The organism is Methylomonas fluvii (genome assembly GCF_014850975.1).
In the GTDB taxonomy this organism is placed as follows: Bacteria; Pseudomonadota; Gammaproteobacteria; order Methylococcales; family Methylomonadaceae; genus Methylomonas; species Methylomonas fluvii.
In genome coordinates, this window is the sequence record NZ_JACXST010000001.1 from 784,538 (window position 1) to 796,636 (window position 12,099).

Consider the following 12,099-nt stretch of genomic DNA (forward strand, 5'->3'; position numbering starts at 1 on the left):
TGCTCCGGGTCTCTACCATTTAATATTTTTACTCTCCTTTTCCTTTCAAGCAGTTTTTGCGTGCAATGACAAATTACTCTCCTGCTAGCGGTGCTCCCACCGCTACCCTCGACACCGGCCTGGCCTGCTTGGCGATGCTGGCCCGTCTGCACGGCGTTGCCGTCGATCCGGATCAACTGGCTCACCAGTTTCGGCCTAGTGGCCAGCTATTGGCTTGTGACGATATTCTGCTGGCCGCCAAAACGCTAGGCTTGCAGGCCAAACGGGTTAAGACTTCATTGGCCCGCTTGGACAAGACGCCGCTGCCGGCGGTAGCGGTTTCAGGCGACGGGACCTTTTTTGTGCTAGCCCGCGTCGATATCGGCCAAGTGTTGATTCACGACCCGGCTGCCGCTCGCCCGGAACAAATGCCGTTAGAAGCTTTCGCCGAGCGTTGGTCCGGCGCCCTGATCTTGTTTACCTCGCGCGCCTCGCTGGCCGCCGAGCTGGGCAAATTCGATTTCACCTGGTTTATCCCGGCCATCGTCAAATACCGCAAGCTGTTACTGGAAGTGTTGCTGGTCAGTTTCGTGTTGCAGTTGTTTGCCTTGGTCACGCCTTTGTTCTTTCAGGTGGTGATGGACAAGGTCCTGGTGCATAGAGGTTTTACCACGCTGGACGTGATCGCCCTCGGCCTGTTGGTAGTGACCTTGTTCGAAGTGCTGCTGACCGGCTTGCGCGGTTATGTGTTCGCCCACACCACCAGCCGGATCGATGTCGAGCTGGGGGCTCGGTTGTTTCGGCACTTGTTGAATCTGCCGATGGCCTACTTCGAAGCCCGCCGGGTTGGTGATTCGGTGGCTCGGGTGCGCGAATTGGAAAACATTCGGGCTTTTCTGACCGGCAATGCGGTGACGGTGCTGCTGGACTTGTTGTTCTCGGTGGTGTTTCTGGCGGTGATGGCCTATTACAGCGTGGACCTGACCTTGATCGTCTTGGTGTCTTTACCGTGTTATGTCTTGCTGTCGGTATTGTACACCCCGCTATTGCGCGGCCGCTTGCACGAGAAATTCAATCGCGGCGCCGAGAACCAGGCTTTTCTGGTGGAAGCGATTTCCGGCATCGGTACGGTCAAAGCCATGGCAGTGGAGCCGCAATTGACCCGGCATTGGGACAAGCAACTGGCCGGCTATGTCTCGGCCGGCTTTCGTACCGCCAGCGTCGGCCTGTTCGCCAATGCCGGCGTCACCTTGATCGGTAAACTGGTCACCGTCGCCACCATGTGGCTGGGCGCCCGTCTGGTCATTGATGGCGAACTCAGTGTCGGCCAGTTGATCGCCTTCAACATGCTGGCCGGCCATGTGGCGCAACCGGTGATGCGGTTGTCGCAGCTGTGGACCGATTTTCAACAGACCGGCATCTCCATGCAGCGCCTGGGCGACATCCTCAATAGCCGTGGCGAGACGGCTGGCAACAAGAGCAGTTTGCCGCCGATTCAAGGCAAAATCGAGTTCGACCAAGTGGTGTTCCGCTATAACCCGGACGGCTCGGAAGTGCTGAAAGGTATCAGTCTGGACATCGCGGCCGGCGAAGTGATCGGCATCGTCGGCCGCTCCGGTTCCGGCAAGAGTACCCTAACCAAGCTCGTACAACGCCTGTATGTCCCCGAACGCGGGCGGGTGTTGGTGGACGGCATGGATTTGGCGCTGGCCGACGTCTCGTCCCTGCGCCGGCAGATCGGCGTGGTATTGCAGGAAAACGTGCTGTTCAACCGTAGCATTCGCGACAACATTGCCTTGACCGATCCCGGCGCACCCTTGCCGCAAATTATTGCTGCCGCCAAACTGGCCGGCGCCCACGACTTTATCCTAGAACTGCCGGAAGCCTACGACACCATGGTCGGTGAGCACGGCTCGACCCTATCCGGCGGCCAACGCCAGCGCATCGCCATCGCCCGGGCCTTGATCAGCAATCCGCGTATCCTGATCTTCGACGAAGCCACCAGTGCGCTGGACTACGAATCCGAGCGCATCATCCAGAACAATATGAAAGCCATTTGCCAAGGTAGAACCGTCATCATCATCGCCCACCGCTTGAGCGCGGTACGCGATGCCAACCGTATTATCGTCATGGAGCGCGGCCAGGTCGTTGAGGCCGGCAGTCATAGTGAATTGTTGACCCACGAGTTGGGCCATTACAGCCGGCTGCATCGGCTGCAGATGGGATAATACGATGTTGAAACTTCAAGTAAGCCTAGAACTGTTACACCGCTACCGACAAGCCTTTCGACACGCCTGGTCAAGGCGCGCGGAACTGGACAGTGTGCCCCGTTTGGCGCACGAAAGCGCTTTTCTGCCCGCCGCACTGGCTTTGCAGGAAACCCCGGTTTCCCCGGCACCGCGCGTGGCGATCTGGTGTTTGATTGGCTTTGCCCTGTTGGCAGTGCTGTGGGCCGGTTTCGGCCGGATCGACATCGTCGCTACCGCCCAGGGCAAGATCGTCCCCAACGACAGGGTCAAGACTATTCAGCCCTTGGAAACCGCCACGGTCAAAGCCATCCACGTCAACGACGGCCAAGCAGTTAAAGCCGGCGATGTGCTGATCGAACTGGATGCAACCGCCGCCGATGCCGATACCGCCAGCATCGCCAACGATTTGCGCACCGCGCAACTGACGGCAGCCCGCGATAGCGCCTTTTTGCAGAGCCTGGCTGCTTTGCAAAACGGTAAACCGCTAAAGCCGCGACTCCAGGCGCCGGACGCGATGCCTTCTGAGCAAGTCCAACACGAACAACGCCTGCTGGATGGCGAATGGCAGGAACTGACCAGTAAACTGGAACGCCTGGAAGCGGATAAATCCAGCCGCCAAGCGGCTTTGCGTTCGGTACAGGCCACAGTGGCTAAACTGGCGCAGTCCGCACCGATTGCCCGCCGCTTGGCCGAGGATTATCAACAACTACAAGCCAAGAAATTCGTCTCCAGCCACAACTATTTGGAGCGCGAACAGGCCCGCATCGAACAGGAAGGCGAGTTGGCCACGCAACGGGAAAAGCAACAGGAACTCAGCGCGGCGATTCAGGAAGCCGCCAAACAACAAAGCGAACTGTTAGCCGCCGCTCGCCGCACCGCATTGGACCGGCTGCACGACAGCGAACAGAAAATCGAAACCTATACCCAGGCCGGCATCAAGGCCCGCCAGCGCGGCCAATTGTTGACTCTGACCGCACCGGTGGACGGCATCGTCCAGCAACTGGCGATTCACACCGTCGGCGGCGTGGTCACCCCGGCGCAACCGCTGCTGATCGTAGTCCCTGCCGACCAAACCATGGAAATCGAAGCGTTCGTCGAAAACAAAGACATTGGCTTTGTGAATCCCGGCCAGGAAGCCGAAATTAAAATCGAAACCTTCCCTTACACCAAATACGGCACCCTGCACGGCGAAGTGACGCATGTGTCCAGCGACGCCATCAACGATGAGAAGCGCGGTTTGATTTACTCATCCCGCGTCAAACTGCCGCGCACCACGATGCAAGTTGAGAACAAAACCGTCAACCTGACGCCGGGCATGGCGGTGACGGTGGAAGTCAAGACCGGCCAGCGTAGGGTGATTGAATATTTCCTAAGCCCACTGATCGAACATGTGGGAGAAAGTTTGCGGGAGCGGTAAGGTTGAATGGCTCTGCCTTAGCTCAACAGCTAACTTAATCATCGGCTCCACCGGCTGTTTTGGTATCGGAATCCCTGGTGGTTTTGAAGTCGGAATGGGTGGCGGTTTTTATCGGAATACGCACTCATGCTCCCAAAAGCGAAGTACTTTCCAACCTTGCTGTATTAGCATTAAATTAACTTCTTGATCTCGGGCTCTGTTTTTAACAATTTCTCTTCCCAGAATGCACGATTTTCCACGGGCATCTGGCAATGCTCAGGACAACCATGCCAGAAACAACCATCCACAAAAATCACCAACCGTCTCCCAGGGAAGTACAAATCCGGCCGACCAAGTAAATCACTTTTTAATCGGTATCGTAATCCCGCATTCCATAGTGCCTTACGAAGCGCAAGCTCCGGCTTTGTGTTTTTATCCCGAATGCGGGACATGCAAAAGCTACGCTGGCGTTTGGATAAAACATCGCTCATTCAGAAAATGAGGTAATCCCGGGTCTGATTGAATGATTGCCCCAGGCAAATGCTATTTCATTGATAATCTGTTCTTTAAGTCTAAACATGGGAATGTCCAAAACCTCACTATTCTCATGCAATCCAGCAACATATCTGAAAGACACCAAAAGAACGTAGTTTTTATCTTTGTAACGAAATATAGGAGAGCGATAAATTCCTTCGTGGGCTTTAGTTCTTTTGGTTTTGGAGTCGGATACCAGTTTTAAGTATTTTGAAGGTACTAATGCTGCAAGAACATATTTATGAAGTCGATTCTTTCGTTGAGCATGATCACATGCGGCACCAATCTCAAGCCAACCAAGTATAGTTGCTTGACGAGCTTTTTCTCTGTAGCTCGGTCCATTGATTTTTCCACCAACATTATTATTAAATAGAAACTCTTCCGTCATTAATGCCTTATGACTTCTTCCAAACTGACCTTTAAATTTCTGATCATTAGTATTAATCGTTTCAGATAGCCTGACAAAAACACCGCGCTTAAGTTTTGAAAAGCCTTCATTCAGTTCAGCAACGTTGTAAAATGTATTCAAATTAGAAATATCATCCAGTTCTAAAGTTGAAAGATTTTTTCTATCTCCGAGGTTATTTAGGCAAGATTTCCAATCATTATTTAATCTTGCAACATCTAATTCACTTGCCATACTGAGTAGATTGTCCTCAAGAATAGGCATTAATCCCGTCTCGATAGAATGGTTTGGTGCATCCTTTGCATTCTGATGTCCAATCGATGCATGTGCAATATGGGTCAATAAATTGATCAATTTCTCTCGGGTTTCGTCTATTTTCCATCCTTTATCGTGTCGCGAAGCTGCAATTCTATAAAGTTCTGAAAGGGTGTCTGACGCGGCATGAATTGTCCTGCTTTCCCATTCATGTAATAACTTAAATACTTTTACTTCTCCTATTACTTGGCTTAGTTTGTCTTTTAATTTGTTAATGTCATTTTCTGAAAAGTCAGTTTTATCAAGGAAGCTCCATCCAATTGGTGCCGTAATTACATCTTTCGATCGCTGGGAAAGCAAATTAAAAATCTCTTCGGGCAGTTCTTTATATTTCGACCAAAATATCAAATAGTAGGGGCCTATCGGATTTAACTTTTCTAAAACTTTCTCTATTGTTGGGTACAATTGCCTTGCATCTTGAGTATTTTGAGCTTCTCTTAGATTTATATCTATTGCGATAACCCGTGCGTGTTTAGTGTTTGCATTAACGTGATCAACACCAGTTGTATTATCAGGATCATCACCATCAAATCGTATAGGCAAACATGGTTGACCTGATAGAGCAAATGCACGATTAAGTGTGTCGAGATATTCCTGATTATCATCAATCAATATAATAGGCGTTCTGAACATTATTTTTTCCTAGTTTTAAACAACAGTACTACTGCTGCTCCAGCATAAGCAGATGGCAACTCAAGTTCATCAGGCGTCATAAACAACAATCTTCCACCTATGTTTTCCATAACCAAATTGACAAAATAGAGACCAAGCCCCTGTCCTCCTGGACGATCTGTCACAAATGGTTTAATGGCATCCTCAGGATTCAAAGAAAATCCAGGCCCATTATCGGCAATCACGATTGCTGGGCCTTCTTCAAAACAATCAACAAGTGTGAATATTCCAATTGCAGGGCTATGAGTGCTGTTTTTTTCGGCTTGCAAGCGACTCCAATACATCGCATTTTCAATAATGTTTTGAATTCCTGACATTACAAGTCCATAGGGTGCTGTTATTGTGAAATCAATATCTTCCTTTGTCAGTATAGGGGTGCTTAAAATAATTTTGTGATACTGAAGCCTTCGTTGCATAGGAGAAACGGTATTTTGTATGACTTTTGAAATTTCAAAAGTTTTTTGTTCATTTCTTCTTAATAGTGGTTGAAAGCCTTCTAACAGACTAACCAAGTGTTCTGATATTTGAATCAAAACATCTCTTGTCGCTTGATTTTTTATAGCCGTGTTAAGTGAAAAAATCTCTCTTTCAACTTCATGAAATATGATTGAAAGATTAAGCCCTTTTCCAGTATTGAGAGCCACCTCTCTCATTCTTAGGTACTCTGAATTTATATAATCAATTTTATTTCCAATTTCTTTCTCAAGACCATGCTTTTTGATTTCGCCATTTACTTCATTAATGAGTTTCTCGAAAGTTGCATCAGGAGATGGTTTTTTAACGTCTCGAATGTCTCCAAGATATCTGTCAATTTCCTCTCGATCCGTCCTGTGAAGATTGAAAAACTTATCAAAAATGCTGCTTACAATCCATCTAAATCGTTTATATGCTCCGTTTTCATCAAATCCTTCCCTGTTCGTTTTTTCTTGCAGGTGATCAACACCATTGGCGACATCAAAACTTTCTCGCAAATTTAAGCTTATGCCTGAAATTATAGAATTAGGACCAAACATTTCTGTCGGTTTATTTATTCTACGCAAATTAAGACCAAGCCAATCATCTCCTGGCTCACCATAATTGAAAACTCGTATGCCATCCCTGTATATCCTTATACCTGTCTGATCGTTAAGGTAATCTTTTATATACGCATAATTTCCATCGGCACCTAATACTTCCTTCCTTAAATAATAAAAATAGCACTTTCCTTTTATAGGGCCAATACCAGATAACATGTCTGAGGAAAGGATAAGATTATCTGACAGGTGTTTTTGATCACTTTCCTCATGAAGATAAGGTGAAGGACTTAACTCAAGAAAGTCTTTTTTATCCAGACTTCTTTTGCCGATGCTTTTGAATTTAAAAGGGGGATTAAATTTATAAGACCAAGAGAATTCGCCATCGTTGTTTATTTCGAATTCAAAACTCCAGATGGCACGATCAAGTATATCTTCAACATCTGGCAAATCGGATAACCATGATTCACGCCCTGGTACCTTTAGAGTGACTTTGAAATCGTAGACGGACTGAAATGGTGAGACCAAGCTTTTAATAAGTTTTGCAAGAGCGCGTACGTCTCTTCTGGTCCAGTCGATTTGATGAAGGCCAGTCACTTCAAGCAAAGTTCCAGTATTATTAAGGTATTCTACGGGAGATACATTTGCGACAATGTCTACACTTGCATCGTTAATGTACTCGGATGACTTTATCAGTTCTGGCCAATCCACATTTATCGAGTATTCCTGGTTTCCCTCTGATCTTGTAATCAATTTCAGTTTTGTTCCAAGTTTATGAACTGCTAATCGTCCGACTCCTTTTTCGCCAAGTGGTAATCGTTCAAATGGAGGGGGCGTCGGTTTTCTATTGTCACCTCGCTTGCTGTTAGTTCCTAACTCTAGCCATTTGTTTTCAATGGTTTCTATATCCATGCCAAAACCATTGTCTTGTATCCTAATTTTGGGGGGATTGGATTCAAGATCCAGTAAGACGTTTACTTCAGTGGCATTTGCGTCATAAGCATTTTTCACAAGCTCAAATATGGCGAGACGATCATTGCCAATCAACTGGTCTCCCAATAGCTTCAAAAGGTGGGCGCGCGCTTTAAAATGCCTATTATTCTGCATTTAATTTAACCAATTTATTAATGGTTACAGGATTTATCATTGCTTATCGTCGCAAGAAATTTAATATGGGAATAGTTTTTCAGAAAAAACAAGTCTTTTATTACTGACTGGAATATACCAAGCATTCATCCGCTTATACCATGCACAGGCCTGAACAAATGCCCCCATGAAAAGCGAAATAAATTTATTAGTTCATAATCCGTGGATAACTTTACTAGCAGTAAATACTCAAATAACTGCTTGTCAGGATGCTCTGCATCTGGGTATATCGTGCTGGATTTTTTTGCTTTCATTTGCGTTTTGATAGAGTACTGATCGCCATCTCGTGAAAGGGCATCAATATTTTTTTCATCTGTTGCGGCCGCCATAAGATTTGGCAATTTTGGAGTTGAATTGAAAAACTCAATTGCGATTTTTTCGCCAAATTCGCCTACTATGAAATTTATGCCCCTGCGGGCCAGCTCCTTATCAACTCCGATTCGGAATCCAACTAGTTCATTGTCTGTTAGTGTACTTCGGTCAAACTGTTTATAACTTCCATTGTTGATCATTTTGGACATCCAATTCAATGTGAATCAGTTCAGCGATAATCAGGATTCTATGAAATCCCTAACTCTATTGCTTAGGGCAAAACACCAATGATAGACGAAAACTTTGCCGAAAATACACGTATAGTCGCGTATTAGATAGGTTTGGATCATTGCATATCATCTGGATGGGGCGGCGATTTGTTAAGCCATCGTTCAAATTGATGCGCTATCAGACAACCGTCGGCTGATTTACGTAATACTTTCCATCGCCATTCTGCATCCACAGGAAGCCCAAGTTTTGTCCAACCTCGCGGGTAACCAAGCTCCTCCTCGGCATCTTCAGCTGTCTTGCCTTGCACGTGAAAATGTTCCTCCGTGAAGTAGTGTTGTCCATTGATCAAGGTCGCAAACTGAATGTAACATTCGAAGACCAGTTCCAAGACAGAGATAAATTGCATTTGGCATGCCGTAGCAACATCTAGGTCTGGAACATTGGGAAGATCATGACATGGTAGGAAAAAATATTTCGTGCCATTCCTGTCGTTTAGCCCACCGCCGACCAAATTGGCTCCGATATGGTTTGTCACGGTCCGGAAGTCATGGAAAAACTTTGCAAGAGGATCGTTTCGTAGTTTCGCTTGTTTCAGGGAGTACCAATCATCAAACTGCGTTGTGCCCTTCAACGACGCTTGCATCGCAAAGGTGACGCTTCTAAGGGCAGTGACAAACGCGGAACCAACAAACTGTACCTCCATGAAATTCAGTCGTTTTCCTGCACACAGTAATTGATCCAAGAAGTACTCAGCTTCTTGGATCTTGTAATCGACAAGACCAAATGACCGTCCCATCTATCAATCCTTTATCTTCTTTGGGAGTGCGATGACTTTCGCAGCATTTGTCTTCTCCAAAAGCGCCCGCAACGCGTCATTATCATCGCGCAACTTCTTAAGTTCTCTTCGCATGTCGAGCATTTCAAGCTCGGCAAGGCGGTAGTTTTCCGCGATGGCCGAATGATGACGCTTCCATTCCTCCGCGCGATCCGTGACTGCCCGACGCACGCTCTTGCGTCCCGTTATCGAAGCGCTTTGCATACGAGTGAGCCATTCATTAACCATTTTCAGGGTGGTATCCCGATGAACAGGCGTGGACAGAGTAACTTGGCTGATCTTAGCCCGGCGGCACAACTCAGCCTAGCTTAGTTTGCCGCCATTGTAGGGATATATTCCTTCATTAACGTCAATCTCTGCTTCGATCACCTTCTGCGCATCTCGCAGTTTCTTGATGACTACCTGCGAGCGCTGTTTTGCATGCTCAAGCAGACCGGTTGGAATGGTTTCAGTCATTCCGGCTTCTCCTCATGACGCAAGATTTCCTGGATGGATGAGTTAGCAGACCATTTTTCCCGTAAGTCATCAAATCGTTTCAGGTGGCTCAGAACCTGCCCAGACCAGAAGTCCTGCATCAGACCGTTACCGGCATCCCGCTCGGCTTGATAGTACTTGATCGAATCGGCAATGGCTCCATCGACATCCTGGCGTAAAAAATCTTCTTCCAGGCGATGGTCACAACCAGACCCACAGTGAGAGGGCTCGGGGTGCCCCACTTTCTTGGCATATTCACCATAACTTCCGGGCAGTTTCGTACAGATCACTCCGGGTCGCACCATTTCCCAAGACTGACCATTCATAGTCAGAATTTCGGCCAGTTCACGAATATCCTCAGCACCAAGGTCCTTACCAAACCTAAAGCGTCTTTGGTCCACCATGTGCTTAATGGTCTTGGTCACCCTACCACCATAGTCGTCAATGTTCTCTATGGCCGTGATTGCGCGCATGATGACCATCTCTTCGCTAATTTGTTTCGCTTCAGCTGCAATATCTGGATCAGTCAGAATGTAATATAGAGTCATCTCGATGGTCTTGTGTCCAAACAGATCCATGAGAACCTTAGGTGCGCCGGTAACAGCGAGTGCAACGAGGCGGGCAATTGTCTTCCTGAAACGGTGTGTACTAAGGTATTGGTCGTCCGGATTGGCCGATAAGCCAAGACTTTGGACCAATACGCGTAAGCCCGCACTCACTGAAGTCGAATCCAATTCGCTTAGTGTTCCATACGAAATCCATAGGGAATTCGAAAGGTTAGGCTCGTCATCTTTCGGATCGCCGCTCCAGACACCAATCTCTTTGAAAACTTCTCGTAATTCTTCCTGCTGCTTAATAGTCTCAAGCGCTATATCCGGTAAAGGCCAATCGCGATCCTTACCCCGAAACCCAAACCAGCCAAACGCCCCCAAGATTGGCGCCCGGAAGAACGCTTGCTGGCACTCCATGAAAGCCATGGCTTGACCGGTGAGGCGCTGAATGCTTGGTGTCGGCAACGCGGGCTATTTGCGCATCAACTCGTCCAGTGGCGAAGCGATTTTTGCGCTGCCGCTCGACCGCGTTCAGGTGGCTATGACAGTCTGATGCTGCGCGGCCTGAAAGCCGAGAATCAACGTCTGGAGCGCGAACTGAACCGTAAGGACAAAGCCCTGGCTGAAGCCGCTGCCTTGCTGATCCTGCAAATACCCACAGGGCACAAGAAAAGGTCCGGGCGCTGTTGGGGGAGAGGTCGAATGACCTCTGTGCAACAGCGCCAAAATCTGATTGATGCTACTACCGAAGCGATAACCGCCGGTGCCCGCCAAGACCAAGCCTGTGCCGTACTGGGTCTGAGTTCGCGCACCTTGCAGCGCTGGCAAGTCGGTGAAACCCAGGCTGAAGATCGACGATCGCAGCGTCAATACTCACCGACGCACGCGCTAACGGAATCTGAGCGCGCCGAAGTCTTGGCGGTGGCCAATTCCGCTGAGTTTGCGGATTGTCCGCCGAGTCAGATTGTCCCACGCCTAGCCGACCAAGGTATTTATCTGGCGTCCGAATCGACGTTCTACCGCATCCTGAAAGCCGCCCAGCAACTGAAACACCGCCGCAGTGAACGCCCTAGTCAGTCGCGCACCAAGCCCAAGGCCTTGAGCGCCACCGCGCCCAATCAGCTTTACAGCTGGGATATTACCTATCTGCCGACGGCCATCAAAGGCCAGTTCTACTACCTCTACCTATTCCTCGATATTTTCAGTCGTCAGATCGTCGGATGGCAGGTGTTTGAAGAAGAAAGCAGCCACTATGCTAGTGAGCTGTTGCGGGATATTGTTGAGCGCCAACACCTACAACCTGGGCAAGTCACCCTACATTCCGATAACGGTAGCCCCATACCCACAGGGCACAAGTGAAAGGTGCCACCATGTTGACCACACTGCAACAGCTCGGCGTCATGCCCTCGCTGAGTCGCCCGGCGGTGAGTAACGACAATCCGTTTTCGGAATCGCTGTTCAAAACCTTGAAATATCGGCCGCCATACCCGTTGAAACCGTTTGCTGATCTCACCCGCGCCCGGCAGTGGGTAGCTGACTTGGTGCATTGGTATAACCACGAACACCGACATAGCGCCATTGGCTTTGTGACGCCGGCCCAACGCCATGCTGGATTGGACGAGGCGCTATTGAATCAACGCAAATCGCTCTATGAAGACGCCCGCCGCCAAAATCCGCGACGATGGTGCCAAAACACTCGGAATTGGAACAGAGTCCATACCGTGAAATTAAATCCCGATCATGCCGAACCCCAAAACAAAACCACCCAGGAGATTAATAACCAGGAGAAAATAGCTGCTTAAGATTTTCACCGTGAGGCGACAACTAGCTTGAAATTTTCCGCTGGCTGTCCGCCAGTCCACCAAGCGCACTTCCATCCACTCCAGAAAATTGGTCAGCGACTCAGCATAGCCTTGAAGGCTTTGCTTCGTGGGGTATCGCTTCAAATGACTTTCTTTGGAGTCAGGCCACGTGCACGTTGCTCGT

12 protein-coding genes are annotated in these 12,099 nt (G+C 48.5%); 4 read left to right on the forward strand and 8 right to left on the reverse strand.

Annotated elements, in window-relative coordinates; genetic code table 11:
* Window positions 1–65 precede the first annotated feature (65 nt).
* Both EBB_RS03715 and EBB_RS03720 read left to right on the forward strand, forming a co-directional pair.
* Window positions 66–2,207 carry a type I secretion system permease/ATPase gene (locus tag EBB_RS03715; protein ID WP_192392526.1) on the forward strand — a complete coding sequence of 714 codons (2,142 nt, stop codon included), beginning with the start codon at window positions 66–68 and terminating at the stop codon, window positions 2,205–2,207.
* A gap of 4 nt (window positions 2,208–2,211) precedes the next feature.
* Window positions 2,212–3,645: an HlyD family type I secretion periplasmic adaptor subunit gene (locus EBB_RS03720; RefSeq protein ID WP_192392527.1), complete on the forward strand. Its 1,434-nt coding sequence runs from the start codon at window positions 2,212–2,214 to the stop codon at window positions 3,643–3,645.
* Window positions 3,646–3,815: 170 nt separating this feature from the next.
* Here the strand turns inward: EBB_RS03720 and EBB_RS03725 are convergent, their stop codons facing one another.
* The 8 genes from EBB_RS03725 to EBB_RS03760 all read right to left on the reverse strand — a co-directional run bounded on the left by EBB_RS03725 (window position 3,816) and on the right by EBB_RS03760 (window position 10,539).
* Window positions 3,816–4,115: a very short patch repair endonuclease gene (locus EBB_RS03725; protein ID WP_223146796.1), complete on the reverse strand. Its 300-nt coding sequence runs from the start codon at window positions 4,113–4,115 to the stop codon at window positions 3,816–3,818.
* A complete protein-coding gene (locus tag EBB_RS03730; RefSeq protein WP_192392528.1) occupies window positions 4,112–5,512 on the reverse strand; it encodes a hypothetical protein in 1,401 nt (466 codons plus the stop codon). Before EBB_RS03730 ends, EBB_RS03725 begins: the two co-directional genes overlap by 4 nt.
* Window positions 5,512–7,671, reverse strand: a complete 2,160-nt coding sequence (locus EBB_RS03735; RefSeq protein ID WP_192392529.1) for an ATP-binding protein — start codon at window positions 7,669–7,671, stop codon at window positions 5,512–5,514. Before EBB_RS03735 ends, EBB_RS03730 begins: the two co-directional genes overlap by 1 nt.
* A 125-nt stretch (window positions 7,672–7,796) precedes the next feature.
* Window positions 7,797–8,222, reverse strand: a complete 426-nt coding sequence (locus EBB_RS03740; RefSeq protein ID WP_192392530.1) for a hypothetical protein — start codon at window positions 8,220–8,222, stop codon at window positions 7,797–7,799.
* A gap of 146 nt (window positions 8,223–8,368) precedes the next feature.
* The gene (locus EBB_RS03745) at window positions 8,369–9,049 is read right to left on the reverse strand and encodes an Ea47 family protein (protein ID WP_192392531.1); all 681 of its coding nucleotides are present in this window, start codon (window positions 9,047–9,049) and stop codon (window positions 8,369–8,371) included.
* A gap of 3 nt (window positions 9,050–9,052) precedes the next feature.
* Window positions 9,053–9,292 carry a hypothetical protein gene (locus EBB_RS03750; protein ID WP_195880856.1) on the reverse strand — a complete coding sequence of 80 codons (240 nt, stop codon included), beginning with the start codon at window positions 9,290–9,292 and terminating at the stop codon, window positions 9,053–9,055.
* Window positions 9,293–9,391: 99 nt separating this feature from the next.
* Window positions 9,392–9,544, reverse strand: a complete 153-nt coding sequence (locus EBB_RS03755) for a hypothetical protein (protein ID WP_192392533.1) — start codon at window positions 9,542–9,544, stop codon at window positions 9,392–9,394.
* On the reverse strand, window positions 9,541–10,539 hold the full coding sequence (locus EBB_RS03760) for a site-specific integrase (RefSeq protein WP_192392534.1): 999 nt from the start codon (window positions 10,537–10,539) through the stop codon (window positions 9,541–9,543). Before EBB_RS03760 ends, EBB_RS03755 begins: the two co-directional genes overlap by 4 nt.
* On the opposite strand from EBB_RS03760, the gene EBB_RS03765 reads away from it, so the two are divergent.
* Window positions 10,516–11,472: a DDE-type integrase/transposase/recombinase gene (locus EBB_RS03765; protein ID WP_192392535.1), complete on the forward strand. Its 957-nt coding sequence runs from the start codon at window positions 10,516–10,518 to the stop codon at window positions 11,470–11,472. The two genes, EBB_RS03760 and EBB_RS03765, sit on opposite strands and share 24 nt — an antisense overlap.
* Window positions 11,473–11,483: 11 nt before the next feature.
* Window positions 11,484–11,915: an integrase core domain-containing protein gene (locus EBB_RS03770; RefSeq protein WP_192392536.1), complete on the forward strand. Its 432-nt coding sequence runs from the start codon at window positions 11,484–11,486 to the stop codon at window positions 11,913–11,915.
* Window positions 11,916–12,099: the final 184 nt, after the last annotated feature.